This window comes from Zhouia spongiae, assembly GCF_022760175.1.
GTDB lineage: Bacteria > Bacteroidota > Bacteroidia > Flavobacteriales > Flavobacteriaceae > Zhouia > Zhouia spongiae.
Window position 1 is genome coordinate 3,599,508 of sequence record NZ_CP094326.1, and the last position, 16,460, is coordinate 3,615,967.

Consider the following 16,460-nt stretch of genomic DNA (forward strand, 5'->3'; position numbering starts at 1 on the left):
TTACTTTGAATAAAAACATATTAAATATTGGTGTTCAGGACTTTATAGTTGAAAATTTAAATACTGACATTTTGTCAATCCTTTTAAAAAAGCAACTTTTCGACAACGTCAGCAACCAAGAATTGGTTGAGCAGGCAGAAGCAAAGACAAGGTGCAAAAAAAAGCTTCCTTTATGGTTTAGTACTCCCCTTATTTACTACCCCAATAAATTAAATATCGAACAAACTTCATCAGAGAAAGCTGCCAGGTATAAAGCTGATCTGATTGCTGGTAAAAAGCTGATTGATCTCACCGGTGGTTTCGGAGTAGACGCTTTCTATTTTTCCAGGAGATTTGATCAGGTAGTACATTGTGAAATAAACCAGGACCTCTCTAAAATAGCCTCTCACAACTTCGAGCAGCTTGGCGCAAAAAACATAAAGTGCACAAACATTGATGGCATGGACTACTTAAAGGCCTCTGATGAAATTTTCGATTGCATTTATATAGATCCCTCCAGAAGAAATAATGCCAAAGGAAAAGTTTTTAAGCTGGAAGATTGTTTGCCCGACGTTCCCAGACATTTAGATCTTTTACTGAAGAAAGGCAAGATGATAATTATCAAAACATCTCCCATGCTCGACATTACCCTGGGACTAAAAGAATTAAAGTTTGTTGAGGAAATCCACATACTGGCAATCCATAACGAAGTAAAGGAGTTGTTGTGGATCATAAGCAGTGAATCCGAAACGCTCCGTAAAATAAAGACTGTCAACATCTCCGATAAAGATGAAACTTTCGAGTATTCTCCGGCTCATCAACAAACAACACAGGTAAAATATGCTCTTCCGTTGCAGTTCCTATACGAACCAAATGCTGCTATTATGAAGTCTGGAGCCTTTAATCTGATCACTGAAAAATACAACACCCCAAAGCTCCACGAGCACTCGCATTTATACACATCCGACACGCTTAAGGAATTTCCCGGGAGAAAATTTAAAATAGAAAGTATTGTTCACTATAGCCCTAAAAATCTAAAAAAGATATTGAGCGGCTCCAAAGCTAATATAGCTACAAGAAATTTTCCTGAAACCCCCGATCAGATTAAAAAGCGACTAAATGTAAAAGACGGTGGCGACTCATATTTGTTCTTCACTACCGATATGAACAACTCCAGGATCGTTATCTTCTGCTCAAAAATTAGCTAATCACAATCCCATCTGAAATTTGCTACGCGGTCATTAGAACCCGCACTCAAATTATAATGCCACCACTCCGTTCTAATAGACCAAAACCCGTGTGCTTCCATGGTTTCTTTAAGGAGTCTTCTGTTGCTGAGCACATCTTCCGGAAGATCTGTAAAGTCGTGATGTGCCTTATGCCCGAAAAAATCAAAGCCGGTTCCCATATCCAGCTCTCCTCCTGACTCATCTACCAGTGTTATATCTACAGCCCCCCCTTTGTTATGAATAGAACCTTTGGCCGGATTGGCTACATATTGGGGGTTCGGAACAATTTTCCACATTTTCTTTTGCACATCATGAGGCCGGTAACAATCAAAAAATTTAATTCGATACCCCTTTTTTCTGAATTCATTATTAGCCCTGATCAGGGCTTTGGCCGTTTTAGCCCGGACAAAACACTCTGCACAATCATAAACCCTAGTCTTTAAAAAATTATCGGTTGTGGCATATTTCATATCATATACAAAATCGCTGCTGTATTCTTTTAAATTAACAAATGAAGTGTCCGGAACAACAGACAGGTCTTTGTACGTTTGCTCGGCAAATGCTACCACAGGCTTCAGGGTATCTTTCTTAACCTCTGTAACAATCTCAGTTGCCATTCTATCAATGGCCGCTTCCCGAACTTCTTTTTTATCCGCTTTTTTACATGCATTAAGAGTAAAGAATACGATACTGACCGTAAGTAACTGAATTATAAACAAAAACGTTCTCATTGTATCTTTTTAATGTTTTTATCTTTTATTTAGAGTGCAAAATAACCACTTTAAAACTTTTTATGATCTTTTTCTTTACGAAAACGATTGAAATAAATACTTTTGCGCTGAAAAACTAAACTTAAACATAACACTAAACTAGCAAAATGAGCCTGAACAATAATTACGAGCAAGAGCTCGCGCTTCAAGCCAACCGCAGAAAAGCCTCTGTAGAATTCATTCAAATCGTAAACGACCTTTGGTACGACAAATCTACTGAGTTGGTATTGTTTCGAAATCAATTGATAGACAAAAATGTCAGCGAAATCCTAAATCTTCACGAGTACGCCTGCGAATTTGTTGAAAAACCTATTTCTATTTTTGATTCGGTAGAAATCGCCAAGGCAATTCAGTCCTTAAACTTGCCTCCCGCTAAAATTGATATCGGGAAACTTACGTATGAATATCACTTGGAAGACAATAAGTACAATGACAGCAAAGCATTCGTAATCGACAAACTGAAGAATGCCAACGACTCATCTGAGATCCAGCCAAAAGACGTTGTATTATACGGTTTCGGACGTATCGGAAGGCTCCTGGCCAGAGAGCTTATGCTTAAAACCGGTAAAGGAAGTCAATTAAGGTTAAGGGCTATTGTAACGCGAGGAGACATTAATCAGGAAGTACTGGAAAAAAGAGCCGCTTTACTGAGAAATGATTCCGTTCACGGCGATTTTCCCGGAACAGTGATTGCTGATGCAGAAAACAGGTCGCTGATCATTAACGGCACAACCGTACATATGATTTCTGCCAATGCCCCAGAAGATATTGATTATACGCAGTATGGAATTGGCAATGCATTAATCATTGATAATACAGGTGCCTTCAGAGATGAAAAAGCACTGAACAGACATTTAAAAGCAAAAGGAGCGGCAAAAGTATTACTGACAGCTCCCGGCAAAGAGGTGCCGAATATCGTTTACGGGGTCAATCAAAAAGAATTTGACCCTGATAAAGTCAATGTTTTTTCGGCGGCGTCGTGCACTACCAACGCCATAACTCCAATCTTAAAAGCCGTTGAAGAATCACTAGGTGTTGTAAGAGGTCACCTGGAAACTATACATGCTTACACCAACGATCAGAACCTGGTTGATAATATGCATAAAAAATACCGTCGCGGACGCGCTGCAGCCTTAAACATGGTTATTACCGAAACCGGGGCCGGACAGGCTGTTTCTAAAGCGCTCCCTTCTCTGGAAGGCAAGCTCACCTCAAATGCAATTCGCGTGCCTGTTCCGAATGGCTCTTTGGTGGTATTAAATCTTGAATTGAACAAGGCCACAACAAAAGATAAAATCAATGGCATAATGAAAAAATATGCCCTAGAAGGTGATTTGGTTGAACAAATCAAGTACTCATTAAGCAATGAGCTTGTTTCTTCAGATATCGTAGGTACTTCTGCCCCGTCTATCTATGACAGCAAAGCTACAATCGTTGATAAAAACGGAAAGAATGCCGTATTGTACATATGGTATGATAATGAATACGGATACAGTCATCAGGTAATCCGACTGGCTAAATATATAGCCAAAGTCAGAAGGTTCACCTATTACTAGCAGCTAACACATAAAGGGCACTTTAATTCAAAACAAGTGCCCTCTTTTTATTACACCCCTTCCTTAATTAATTTTAGTTGCTCCAGATCTAAAATTTTATTTTTTTAGCAAGTAAAGATCCAGAACACTTTCCTGCACGTATAAAACAATAAGTGATAATTATTACCGTTAGCAGTAAAAACGTATATTTGCAACCCCAAATTAAATTTACAGAAAATGAAAAGGATACAGAAAATGAGAGTTTTAGCTTTATTTTTATTTACCATTGCAGCAGTTCATGCCCAAGAAAGCGAAAATAATACCCTATCTCTTACCGAAGGTAATGTAAATGATCAGTTTGAATACGTTTATCAAAAGTCAAATAACTATCAGAACTATAAAGTAGTAAAAAAGGTTTGGCTTACTACGCTCAAAAAAAATGTAATTGACTCTTTAAATACTTTCAAAAACGAACTGGCAGCCGTTAAAAAGTTAAATACAACCCAAAAAGGAGAGATCAATAAACTTAACGATGATGCCGCTTCATTGAATACGCAGCTTACCCAGCTTAAAGAAGAAAAAGACAGTATTTCTTTTTTCGGACTCTTAATTTCGAAGCAAAATTATAAATCGCTGATGTGGGGCTTGGTATTCATCCTGCTAGCCGTTCTCTTCTTATTCATCTACAAGTTCAGAAATGCCAATAAAGTTACTGTAGAATCTCGTAACAACCTTAAGGACATAGAAGAAGAATATGAAGAATACAGAAGAAATGCGTTGGAAAGAGAACAGAAAGCAAGACGCCAGCTTCAAGACGAGATCAACAAGCAAAAATTAGCTAAAGCCAAATAACACCTGCTAAAAACTCACAAAAGGCTCTCTCACAAGAGCCTTTTTTTATGGACAATATCAAAGTTTCTTCGCATCTTTGCAGCTCAGAAGTTTATAGAATTATGCGTATAGATATCATTACTGTCCTTCCCGAGTTATTAAAAAGCCCCTTTGAAGCTTCCATCCTGAAAAGGGCCATAGAAAAAGGGCTTGTAGAAGTCCATTTCCACAATTTAAGGGATTATACGACAAACAACTACAAAACGATAGATGACTATCAGTTTGGCGGAGGCGCCGGAATGGTAATGATGATAGAGCCTATAGATAAATGCATCTCAAAACTGAAAGCTGAAAGAACGTATGATGAAGTGGTTTATATGACTCCCGATGGAGAAAGACTCAACCAGCAGGTAGCCAATTCCCTGTCTTTGAAAGGTAATATTATAATTCTTTGCGGCCATTACAAAGGTGTAGACCAAAGGGTAAGAGATCATTTTATTACTAAGGAAATATCGATTGGAGATTATGTACTGTCGGGAGGAGAGCTAGGAGCTGCCGTTTTATGTGATGCTGTAATACGCCTCATTCCAGGAGTTCTTAATGATGAAACCTCTGCGCTGACAGATTCATTTCAGGACAACCTTCTCGCTCCCCCGGTTTACACCAGGCCTGCTGACTACAAGGGTTGGAAAGTACCGGAAATACTCCTAAGCGGCAACTTTCCGAAAATTGAAAAATGGCGTGAAGAAAAGGCATTTGAACATACAAAAAACAGAAGACCAGACCTTTTGGAAGAATAATTTCATGATAATAATTGTTAATTCTACATAATTAACTTATCTTTGCATCCGTTTCGAAATAACCTCTGGCGATAGACGTGAACGTTACTTCGATTTAATTATTATTAAACTATAATCATGGAACCGTTAGTAAAATTTGTACAAGAACAGTTTGTAGAAAAAAAAGAATTTCCTGAATTTTCAGCAGGTGATACAATTACTGTTTATTACGAAATTAAAGAAGGTGAAAAAACACGTACTCAGTTTTTCAGAGGTGTTGTAATCCAAAGAAGAGGTTCAGGAGCATCTGAAACTTTTACTATCAGAAAAATGTCAGGTACAGTTGGTGTGGAAAGGATTTTCCCAGTAAACATGCCGGCATTACAAAAAGTTGAAATCAACAAAAGAGGTAAGGTTCGTAGAGCTCGTATCTTCTACTTCAGAAATCTTACCGGTAAGAAAGCAAGAATTAAAGAGGTTAGAAAATAATGCTGACTATTATTTCTTTATAATACAAAAGAGGCGCTTCGTGAAGCGCCTCTTTTATTTCCCTTATGTTAAAATGCCGATTCTTATTGATTTTCAGATGCATAATCACTATATTTATAGTGCTTTGTTAGGCATTATGTTCTTTAAAATAATTTTATTCTTTAATTACGTCTCGAAAAGCTACTGCTATGATGTATAGAACAAGAGCTTGACAGAAAGTTTGAATCAATTTTCTTGGTCAGTGCCGAAATAACCGGGATAAATACTTCACGGTTGAAGTAGGAAGTTAAAGAATATAAGTAGCATCTGTCATATAATAGAGATGCTTTTTTTGAAATAATAGTATTTACCGCAACTGGAGTTTGCAAAATCGATGGGCTTTTATACATCGAAATATGGAGATATTGTTATTTCAGAAGCCATATCATCGTAATAAAAAAACAATGATATGGCTTTTTGTTTTTTATCATAGACTCCCCTCTATATCTGTCTGAAAAAGAGTTTAAAATATGTATATTTGCGACGTTTAAACAAATATTACGCAATTCAAATGTCACAAAATCCTAAAATATTTTATACGAAGACCGATGAAGCTCCTGCCTTGGCAACATATTCCTGGCTTTCTATTGTAGAAGCTTTTACCAAGTCGTCAAATATTAACATAGAAACCAAGGATATATCATTAGCAGGCAGAATCTTGGCTACTTTCCCTGAATATTTAAATGATGAACAAAAAGTAGGCGATGCCCTTGCTGAATTAGGCGAACTGGTAAAAAAACCGGAAGCCAATATCATCAAACTTCCTAATATCAGTGCCTCCATTCCTCAACTTCGAGATGCTATCGAAGAGCTTCAAGCAAAAGGATATAACATCCCAAGCTATCCGGATGAGCCTAAAACAGATGAAGAAAAAGAAGCCAAGTCTCGTTACGACAAAATAAAAGGTAGTGCTGTTAACCCAGTGCTACGTGAAGGAAATTCAGACAGACGCGCCCCTAAGGCAGTTAAGAATTACGCTAAAAAGAATCCTCATTCAATGGGTGCATGGAGTTCAGACTCTGTATCTCATGTGGCCACCATGAATTCCGGAGACTTCAGATCTAATGAAAAATCGCTTACTTCAGATAAAGCACAAACCATTAGCATCCAATTTGTAAAAAAAGATGGTAATGTTAACGTGTTAAAAGAGAACCTGAAAATTCAGGAAGGTGAAATCATCGATGCAACCATAATGAGCAAAAAAGCATTGATCAAATTCCTCGAAGCACAGGTCCAGGACGCAAAAGACAAAAACGTACTTTTCTCTCTGCACATGAAAGCCACAATGATGAAGGTTTCCGATCCTATCATATTTGGTCATGCAGTAAAAGTGTTCTTTAAAGATTTGTTTGAAAAATACGGCGAACTCTTTGAAAAAATAGGCGTTGAAGAAAATAATGGACTTGGGAATCTTATCGACAGCTTGGACAAACTACCGGCTGATAAAAAAGAGGAAATCCAAAATGATCTTAAAAAGATTTTAGATGAAGGTCCTGCTCTTGCCATGGTAAATTCTGATAAGGGAATTACCAACCTACATGTACCAAGCGATATTATTATTGATGCCTCCATGCCTGCCATGATCAGAAATTCCGGCAGGATGTGGAATGCTCAGGGAGAAGCTCAGGATACAAAAGCAGTGATACCGGATAGCAGCTATGCCGGAGTATATCAGGCCACTATTGATTTCTGTAAAGAAAACGGAGCTTTAGACCCTACAACCATGGGGACAGTTCCTAACGTAGGTTTAATGGCTCAAAAAGCAGAAGAATACGGATCTCATGACAAAACATTCGAATTAAATACCAACGGTAAAGTACAGGTAATTAACGAAAATGGCGATGTGCTGATAGAGCATACCGTTGAAGAAGGTGATATCTGGAGAATGTGCCAGGTAAAAGATTTACCTGTACAAGACTGGATCAAATTAGCAGTAAGCAGAGCCAGAGCCACTAATGATCCGGCAGTATTTTGGTTAGATGAAAACAGGGCCCATGATGCCGAACTTATTAAAAAAGTTGAAAAATATCTACCGGAATACGACACAACTGGTTTAGACATATTTATCATGTCGCCAGTACAGGCTACGAACTTCACTTTAGAGCGTATAATAGACGGTAAAGATACCATCTCAGTAACTGGGAACGTCCTTAGGGATTACTTAACAGACCTATTTCCTATTCTTGAAGTAGGCACCAGTGCTAAAATGCTTTCCATTGTACCACTAATGAACGGCGGAGGTTTATTTGAAACCGGTGCCGGTGGTTCAGCACCTAAGCACGTACAGCAATTTTTAGAAGAGGGGCACCTACGATGGGATTCCTTAGGAGAGTTTTTAGCCTTGGCTGTATCGTTGGAGCACTTTGCCGAAACCAACAATAATTCAAAAGCGAAAGTATTGGCAGACGCTCTCGATAAAGGAACCGAAACACTCCTTGACAAGGACAAGTCTCCTTCCCGAAAAGTTGGTGAGTTAGATACCAGAGGTAGTCATTTTTACATGGGAATGTACTGGGCCCAGGCATTGGCCGATCAAAATGAAGATGGTGAATTAAAAGCTCAATTCGAGCCTGTTGCTAAGGCATTAATTGAAAATGAGAAAACCATCATTAATGAATTAAATGGTGCACAGGGCCACAAGGAGAATATTGGAGGCTATTACCTGCCGGAAATAGAAAAAACCACTAAAGCTATGAGACCTAGTGAAACCCTGAATAAAATCCTTGAAAGTATAGCGTAACTAAATTATCAACATAGTTTTATTAAAGTCCTCCTTGTTTAGGAGGGCTTTTTTTGGATCAATCTCAAAAGTTGTGTGTAAATTGAATTTATAGTATGATCTTTGTTTTAAAAACTGACTTTATTGGATCCATACATTGACTTACTAAAGGTTCTCTTACCTGAACTATTAATTACTCATTTCGATATTGCTAAGCATGAAATAAACAAAGATGTTCTTCATCTTTATTTTGAGGAGAAGAATGATATTCCAAAAGAACTTTCCTCTGAGATACTTATTTCACACGGTTTTCATAAAGCAATCACCATTCAGGATTTCCCCGTTCGTGGCAAGCATGTTTATTTACATATCAAGCGCCGTCGATGGCTAGACAAAACCACAGGGCAAGCTGTGCATCGAAATTGGGATTTGGTAGCGCAGGGAACTCGTATGACCGTAGAGTTCGCTGCTTTTTTAAAAGCACTTGGTCAGTACCAAGACTAATGATTGCCACACCATAGGTGGGTTTTATGGAGTTAATGGCAAGAAGTTACAACGACACTATCGAGATTATCTAAGTAATTTTAAAGAGTGGAGGCAAAAGTCCCACGCTAAAGACTGGTTAATCTTTCCTGAGAATATGGGTAAGTATTTATCTATTGATGAGACCGCTCTATCCAAAGGAGAACTCTACACTATTATTACTAATAAAAAAGCTAAAGGTAAGAAAGGTGCTATTGTAGCTATACTTGCGGGAACCAAAGCTGAACCTATTATAGAACAACTGCTTAAAATCCCAAAGACACTTAGAGATAAGGTAAAAGAGATTACTTTGGATATGGCACATTCAATGAAAATGATTGTCAAAAAATGCTTCCCTAAAGCCATACAGGTAACAGATCGATTTCATGTACAAAAACTAGCCCTAGAAGCACTACAAGATATTAGAATCAAACATCGATGGGAAGCTATTGACCTAGAAAATGAACAAATTAAACAAAGTAAGAGTACACAAAAAGTGTTCATTCCAAAAACCTTTCCTAATGGGGATACCAGAAAACAACTCTTGGCTAGAAGTAGGTATCTACTCTATAAAGCACCCAACAATTGGACACAAAATCAACACATACGATCCAAAATCCTCTTTGAACAATACCCCGACATCAAAAAAGCATATGATTTAGTACAAGGATTAAGAAACATATTCAATACAGCTACCTCTATACAAACTGCTTACACCAAGTTAGCACACTGGTATAAGGATGTAGAACAAACAGGGTTTAAAGCTTTTAACACCATAGCTAATACGATAACTATGAACTATAACTCGATCTTGAATTATTTTATAAACAGGAGCACCAATGCTTCGGCTGAATCTTTCAATGCTAAAATAAAAGCGTTCAGAGCACAGTTTAGAGGAGTGAAAAATGTAGAATTCTTCCTTTATAGATTAACTACAATTTTTGCATAAACACAACAATTGGGTATGATCCGTAATTTTCTGCATAGCCTCCGGCAGAAAAGGTAAAAAAAGGGAAGTATAAAAAACAAAAAACCCTTTATCGTTATGATAAAGGGTTTTCAAAGAAGGCGGCGACATACTCTCCCACTTTCGTAGTACCATCTGCGCTGGTGGGCTTAACTGCTCTGTTCGGAATGGGAAGAGGTGAGCCCCACCGCTGTAACCACCTTAAGTCTTTAAGTGACTTAATGCCTACTTTAATAAGGTAACATATTGAGATAAAAATTTATAAGATTTTAACAAGAAAAAGAATCAGTACATAAGCTTACGGGTAATTAGTACTACTCGGCTCCATACATTACTGCACTTCCACCTATAGCCTATCAACGTTGTCATCTCCAACGACCCTTTAAAGAAATCTCATCTTGTGGCGGGTTTCGCGCTTATATGCTTTCAGCGCTTATCCCTTCCCAACATAGCTACGCTGCAATGCTCTTGGCAGAACAACAGCTACACCAGAGGTTAGTCCAACTCGGTCCTCTCGTACTAGAGTCAGGTCCACTCAAATTTCTAACGCCCACAGTAGATAGAGACCGAACTGTCTCACGACGTTCTGAACCCAGCTCGCGTGCCACTTTAATGGGCGAACAGCCCAACCCTTGGGACCTTCTCCAGCCCCAGGATGTGACGAGCCGACATCGAGGTGCCAAACCCCCGTCGATGTGAGCTCTTGGGGAGATCAGCCTGTTATCCCCGGAGTACCTTTTATCCTTTGAGCGATGGCCCTTCCATTCGGAACCACCGGATCACTATGCTCTGCTTTCGCACCTGATCGACTTGTAGGTCTCTCAGTCAAGCTCCCTTATGCCATTGCACTCTACGCACGGTTACCAAGCGTGCTGAGGGAACCTTTAGAAGCCTCCGTTACGCTTTTGGAGGCGACCACCCCAGTCAAACTACCCACCACGAACTGTCCCCCATATACATGGGGTTAGGCTCCGAATAAGCGAAGGGTGGTATTTCAACAATGACTCCACAACACCTGGCGATGCTGCTTCAAAGTCTCCCACCTATCCTACACATCACTTATCCAAAGTCAATACGAAGCTATAGTAAAGGTTCACGGGGTCTTTTCGTCCCACTGCGGGTAATCGGCATCTTCACCGATACTACAATTTCACCGAGCTCATGGCCGAGACAGTGTCCAGATCGTTACACCATTCGTGCAGGTCGGAACTTACCCGACAAGGAATTTCGCTACCTTAGGACCGTTATAGTTACGGCCGCCGTTTACTGGGGCTTCAATTCAATGCTTCTCCGAAGATAACATCTCCTCTTAACCTTCCAGCACCGGGCAGGTGTCAGGCCCTATACTTCATCTTTCGATTTCGCAGAGCCCTGTGTTTTTGATAAACAGTCGCCTGGACCTTTTCACTGCGGCCCCACCGGAGTGGGGCGACCTTTCTCCCGAAGTTACAGGTCGATTTTGCCTAGTTCCTTAGCCATGAATCTCTCGAGCGCCTTAGAATACTCATCCCAACCACCTGTGTCGGTTTACGGTACAGGCTGCATAACTCGCTTTTCTTGGAAGTCGATTCGCTGGATTATCACCGCGGCCGTAGCCTTAGTGTACTATCGGACCCTTTCAAGTCCTTCAACGTACTATTCCATCAGTACGCACCAACCACTCACCTTCGTCACTTTTATTGTTATGCAGGTACAGGAATATTAACCTGTTGTCCATCCACTACCCCCTTCGGGTTCGCGTTAGGCCCTGACTAACCCTCAGCTGATTAGCATAGCTGAGGAAACCTTGGTTTTTCGGCGTGCGGGTTTCTCGCCCGCATTATCGTTACTTATGCCTACATTTTCTTTTCTATGCGCTCCAGCATACCTCACAGTAAACCTTCAACGCCCATAGAATGCTCCCCTACCACTTGTATTAATACAAATCCATAGCTTCGGTGGTATACTTATGCCCGATTATTATCCATGCCCGATCGCTCGACTAGTGAGCTGTTACGCACTCTTTAAATGAATGGCTGCTTCCAAGCCAACATCCTAGCTGTCTAAGCAATCAGACCGCGTTTATTCAACTTAGTATACACTTGGGGACCTTAGCTGATGGTCCGGGTTCTTTCCCTTTCGGACTAGGACCTTAGCACCCTAGCCCTCACTGCTAGTAAACATTATATAGCATTCGGAGTTTGTCAGGAATTGGTAGGCGGTGAAGCCCCCGCATCCAATCAGTAGCTCTACCTCTATATAACTATACTAACGCTGCACCTAAATGCATTTCGGGGAGTACGAGCTATTTCCGAGTTTGATTGGCCTTTCACCCCTACCCACAGGTCATCCCAAGACTTTTCAACGTCAACGGGTTCGGGCCTCCACTGTGTGTTACCACAGCTTCACCCTGCCCATGGGTAGATCACTCGGTTTCGCGTCTACTACTACTAACTATAGCGCCCTATTCAGACTCGCTTTCGCTACGGATCCGTACCTGAAGTACTTAACCTCGCTAGTAACAGTAACTCGTAGGCTCATTATGCAAAAGGCACGCCGTCACCCCTAATGGGGCTCCGACCGCTTGTAAGCGTATGGTTTCAGGTTCTCTTTCACTCCCTTATTCAGGGTGCTTTTCACCTTTCCCTCACGGTACTGGTTCACTATCGGTCTCTCAGGAGTATTTAGCCTTAGCGGATGGTCCCGCCAAATTCAAACAGGGTTTCACGTGCCCCGCCTTACTCAGGATACTGCTACCAGTAACATATCTTACCAATACGGGACTATCACCCTCTATGGTCACTCTTTCCAAAGTGTTCTCATTCAATATGCACCAGATAGCGCAGTCCTACAACCCCAATACAGCCGTAACCGCATTGGTTTGGGCTAATCCGCGTTCGCTCGCCACTACTAACGGAATCACTTTTGTTTTCTTCTCCTCCGGGTACTTAGATGTTTCAGTTCTCCGGGTTTGCTCATCTTACGATGTGACTGGCCTTCAACCAGCCGGGTTGCCCCATTCGGACATTTGCGGATCAATATGTGTGTGCCATTCCCCGCAACTTTTCGCAGCTTACCACGTCCTTCTTCGCCTCTGAGAGCCTAGGCATCCCCCATACGCCCTTATTTAGCTTATTGTACTTTTGCTGTATCACATTATCATTAATGCAATACCGTATTCTTTGATTCTATTCTACTTGTTTGCTTTTCTCGTATATCTTTATCTCAATATGTCAATGAACTTTATAAAGAGCCGACACCGACCATAAGTCAGTAACCAACTCTGTCGCAATACCCTTGAAACTTAACATCTCAAGGCATTGCCTTGTGGAGAATATCGGAGTCGAACCGATGACCTCCTGCGTGCAAGGCAGGCGCTCTAGCCAGCTGAGCTAATTCCCCTTAATCAGTCGGCAGTATAACAGTATTCAGGTACTGCGTACTGTAAACCGTGTACTGTAAACTAGTGCTCAACTTCTAAAATTTCCAATATTTCAATCAATGAACTTTTAATCGTAATTCCCTTGAACTACTTCCGTAGTCTCGGGCAGACTCGAACTGCCGACCTCTACATTATCAGTGTAGCGCTCTAACCAGCTGAGCTACGAGACTTTATCAATTAATAATGAGTAATTAAAAACTAATAAAAAACTTCATAAATGAATAAATCTTATTACTATTCTTAATTTATCATCCTCAATCTTCTTATTGACAGCTAAAAAACAACATCAAACCCTTATAAAAACCTCAGTCAGTTTTCTCTAGAAAGGAGGTGTTCCAGCCGCACCTTCCGGTACGGCTACCTTGTTACGACTTAGCCCCAGTCACTAGTTTTACCCTAGGCAGCTCCTTGCGGTGACCGACTTCAGGTACCCCCAGCTTCCATGGCTTGACGGGCGGTGTGTACAAGGCCCGGGAACGTATTCACCGGATCATGGCTGATATCCGATTACTAGCGATTCCAGCTTCACGTAGTCGAGTTGCAGACTACGATCCGAACTGTGATAGGCTTTATAGATTCGCTCCTTGTCACCAAGTGGCTGCTCTCTGTACCTACCATTGTAGCACGTGTGTAGCCCAGGACGTAAGGGCCGTGATGATTTGACGTCATCCCCACCTTCCTCGCGGTTTGCACCGGCAGTCCCGTTAGAGTCCCCAGCATAACCTGATGGCAACTAACGGCAAGGGTTGCGCTCGTTATAGGACTTAACCTGACACCTCACGGCACGAGCTGACGACAACCATGCAGCACCTTGTAAATTGTCCGAAGAAAAGTCTATCTCTAAACCTGTCAATCTACATTTAAGCCCTGGTAAGGTTCCTCGCGTATCATCGAATTAAACCACATGCTCCACCGCTTGTGCGGGCCCCCGTCAATTCCTTTGAGTTTCACTCTTGCGAGCGTACTCCCCAGGTGGGATACTTATCACTTTCGCTTAGCCACTCACCCCGAAAGGCAAACAGCTAGTATCCATCGTTTACGGCGTGGACTACCAGGGTATCTAATCCTGTTCGCTCCCCACGCTTTCGTCCATCAGCGTCAATCAGTTGTTAGTGATCTGCCTTCGCAATTGGTATTCTAAGTAATATCTATGCATTTCACCGCTACACTACTTATTCTAACCACTTCACAACCATTCAAGACTAACAGTATCAAAGGCAATTTTACCGTTGAGCGGCAAACTTTCACCTCTGACTTATTAGCCCGCCTACGGACCCTTTAAACCCAATGATTCCGGATAACGCTTGCATCCTCCGTATTACCGCGGCTGCTGGCACGGAGTTAGCCGATGCTTATTCTTACAGTACCGTCATCACTCTACTCGTAGAGCTTATTCTTCCTGTATAAAAGCAGTTTACAACCCATAGGGCAGTCTTCCTGCACGCGGCATGGCTGGATCAGTCTTCCGACCATTGTCCAATATTCCTCACTGCTGCCTCCCGTAGGAGTCTGGTCCGTGTCTCAGTACCAGTGTGGGGGATCTCCCTCTCAGGACCCCTACCTATCGTCGCCATGGGGTGCCGTTACCACTCCATCTAGCTAATAGGACGCATGCCCATCTTTTACCGCCGTAGCTTTAATTATCTATATGATGCCATTAAATAATCTTATGGGGTATTAATCCAAATTTCTCTGGGCTATCCCCCTGTAAAAGGTAGGTTGCATACGCGTTACGCACCCGTGCGCCGGTCTCAAAATCAGCAAGCTGATCTCTACCCCTCGACTTGCATGTGTTAGGCCTGCCGCTAGCGTTCATCCTGAGCCAGGATCAAACTCTTCGTTGTTAATCTTTAAATATTATTCCCAACTATAAGTCCTTACTCAAGTATGACGTTGTCTTTTTTGTTTTAATTCTTGTCTTACCAAAAATTGTGCTGTCAACAATATATCAATGAACTTCTCTTATTATATAAAGAAACTTACGTTCTCTCTCTTTTTGTGTCGCTCTACCCTTTCGTAAAGCGGGTGCAAATATAGAAACTCTTTTTCATTTAAACCAAATCTTTTTTTGCTTTTTTTGAAAAAAATTTTCGGCCGGTTTTAAACCATTTTTACACCGCTCCATCTCAATGAACTCACTCCTCAAAACCCGTTAATTTCGTGCCTCTCAAAGCGGGTGCAAATGTAAAAACTCTTTTTCTTTTCAGCAAACTTTTTTTTCAGTTTTTTTTCTGAAAATTTTATCGCCTTAATCTTCTATATCCCGCACTATGTCTATGAACTTCGCTTATCCCAACGCATCGTCTCTCTCTCAAAGCGGGTGCAAATATAGAACTCTTTTTTACATTAAAACAACTATTTTTTAATATTTATTTCAATAAAAACAATCGCCTGAATCTAAACGATTGAAACACAAAAAAATGCGCCTGAAAAAATTTGAGGAAAGCTAAGTTATAAAAACTATTTTAGTTACACAACTATTTTTTTATTGCCTGTTCGCCCACTTATTAGTTAGTGTTGCATAGTCATAATCTAAAACTGAAGGCTGTCTTGGAATCCTGTTTACAGCAAAGGCTCTTTGCAGTATATCTTCTATCAGGTAATCTTCATGAACCGATTCCGGATGAAACTCCTCTTTTAATGATATATCAAACATACTGGCCGTCGTATTATACCAGAAAGCCCTCCATCCGCTTCTTAGCTCTTTAACAAGATCAAATGTCGTTACCCCCGTTTGCCTGTGAATTAACTTTACCAGAATCTGTCCTTCAGTCCTTGTTAGCTTCTTTAACTCTTCGGTAAACTCTTCCTCCATATATTTCTGCAGTCTCTTTGTGTATTGTCTCCGCTTGCGCTTCGATTCTATTTGCTCAAGGCGCTCATTAAGCTGAACCAATCGTTCTGCCGCCAACTTGGCATAAGGATATACCTTGATGGTTTTCCTCCTTAATATATAATACTGTATCCTTTCTTTCCTGTCATTAAACTTTAACGGTTGAAAAATATACACCGGCTCCAATACAATTTCCGGTACCGGAATAGAATCTCCGTCGACAAAATATAATGTCCGGGTAGTATCGGCAGGCTCTTCCACCTGAGCCTGGACACAGAACACCGAAAGGGTTAGTATAAAAAATATGATCCTCTTCATCTAAGCAACTTAAAATCATTCAAAAATAA

General features: G+C 40.8%; 10 protein-coding genes, 2 tRNA genes and 3 rRNA genes. 8 read left to right on the forward strand and 7 right to left on the reverse strand.

The window, feature by feature from the left end:
- Positions 1 to 5 precede the first annotated feature (5 nt).
- On the forward strand, positions 6 to 1,187 hold the full coding sequence (locus MQE36_RS15220; protein ID WP_242936830.1) for a class I SAM-dependent methyltransferase: 1,182 nt from the start codon (positions 6 to 8) through the stop codon (positions 1,185 to 1,187).
- Here MQE36_RS15220 and MQE36_RS15225 read toward each other — a convergent pair.
- Positions 1,184 to 1,939 carry a M15 family metallopeptidase gene (locus tag MQE36_RS15225; protein ID WP_242936831.1) on the reverse strand — a complete coding sequence of 252 codons (756 nt, stop codon included), beginning with the start codon at positions 1,937 to 1,939 and terminating at the stop codon, positions 1,184 to 1,186. The two genes, MQE36_RS15220 and MQE36_RS15225, sit on opposite strands and share 4 nt — an antisense overlap.
- 146 nt (positions 1,940 to 2,085) lie before the next feature.
- Here MQE36_RS15225 and MQE36_RS15230 point away from each other — a divergent pair, with 146 nt between their 5' ends.
- The 7 genes from MQE36_RS15230 (at position 2,086) to MQE36_RS15260 (ending at position 9,841) form a co-directional block, all read left to right on the forward strand.
- The gene (locus MQE36_RS15230) at positions 2,086 to 3,534 is read left to right on the forward strand and encodes a glyceraldehyde-3-phosphate dehydrogenase (protein WP_242936832.1); all 1,449 of its coding nucleotides are present in this window, start codon (positions 2,086 to 2,088) and stop codon (positions 3,532 to 3,534) included.
- 216 nt (positions 3,535 to 3,750) lie between these two features.
- Positions 3,751 to 4,365, forward strand: a complete 615-nt coding sequence (locus tag MQE36_RS15235) for a tRNA (guanine-N1)-methyltransferase (protein ID WP_242936833.1) — start codon at positions 3,751 to 3,753, stop codon at positions 4,363 to 4,365.
- A gap of 101 nt (positions 4,366 to 4,466) precedes the next feature.
- Positions 4,467 to 5,144, forward strand: coding sequence for a tRNA (guanosine(37)-N1)-methyltransferase TrmD (gene trmD / locus MQE36_RS15240; protein ID WP_242938866.1), 678 nt, complete (start codon positions 4,467 to 4,469; stop codon positions 5,142 to 5,144).
- 117 nt (positions 5,145 to 5,261) lie between these two features.
- Complete coding sequence (gene rplS / locus MQE36_RS15245) at positions 5,262 to 5,612, forward strand: 50S ribosomal protein L19 (RefSeq protein WP_242936834.1); 351 nt, start codon at positions 5,262 to 5,264, stop codon at positions 5,610 to 5,612.
- A gap of 550 nt (positions 5,613 to 6,162) precedes the next feature.
- Positions 6,163 to 8,391, forward strand: coding sequence for an NADP-dependent isocitrate dehydrogenase (locus MQE36_RS15250; protein WP_242936835.1), 2,229 nt, complete (start codon positions 6,163 to 6,165; stop codon positions 8,389 to 8,391).
- A 123-nt stretch (positions 8,392 to 8,514) separates the two neighbouring features.
- Complete coding sequence (locus MQE36_RS15255) at positions 8,515 to 8,874, forward strand: ISAon1 family transposase N-terminal region protein (protein WP_242935916.1); 360 nt, start codon at positions 8,515 to 8,517, stop codon at positions 8,872 to 8,874.
- The gene (locus tag MQE36_RS15260) at positions 8,855 to 9,841 is read left to right on the forward strand and encodes an ISAon1 family transposase (protein WP_242936836.1); all 987 of its coding nucleotides are present in this window, start codon (positions 8,855 to 8,857) and stop codon (positions 9,839 to 9,841) included. Before MQE36_RS15255 ends, MQE36_RS15260 begins: the two co-directional genes overlap by 20 nt.
- 114 nt (positions 9,842 to 9,955) lie before the next feature.
- Here the strand turns inward: MQE36_RS15260 and rrf are convergent.
- The 6 genes from rrf to MQE36_RS15290 all read right to left on the reverse strand — a co-directional run bounded on the left by rrf (position 9,956) and on the right by MQE36_RS15290 (position 16,431).
- Positions 9,956 to 10,063, reverse strand: a 5S ribosomal RNA gene (gene rrf / locus MQE36_RS15265).
- Between the two features lie 85 nt (positions 10,064 to 10,148).
- Positions 10,149 to 12,975 (reverse strand): 23S ribosomal RNA (locus MQE36_RS15270).
- 191 nt (positions 12,976 to 13,166) lie between these two features.
- Positions 13,167 to 13,240 (reverse strand) — tRNA-Ala (locus MQE36_RS15275).
- Positions 13,241 to 13,376: 136 nt separating this feature from the next.
- Positions 13,377 to 13,450 (reverse strand) — tRNA-Ile (locus MQE36_RS15280).
- Positions 13,451 to 13,603: 153 nt separating this feature from the next.
- Positions 13,604 to 15,124: ribosomal RNA gene (locus MQE36_RS15285) — 16S ribosomal RNA — on the reverse strand.
- The 16S, 23S and 5S rRNA genes sit together here with 2 tRNA genes alongside, the layout of an rRNA operon.
- 641 nt (positions 15,125 to 15,765) lie before the next feature.
- Positions 15,766 to 16,431 (reverse strand): DUF4294 domain-containing protein, encoded by a 666-nt coding sequence (locus MQE36_RS15290; RefSeq protein ID WP_242936837.1) that lies wholly within the window; start codon positions 16,429 to 16,431, stop codon positions 15,766 to 15,768.
- Positions 16,432 to 16,460 lie beyond the last annotated feature (29 nt).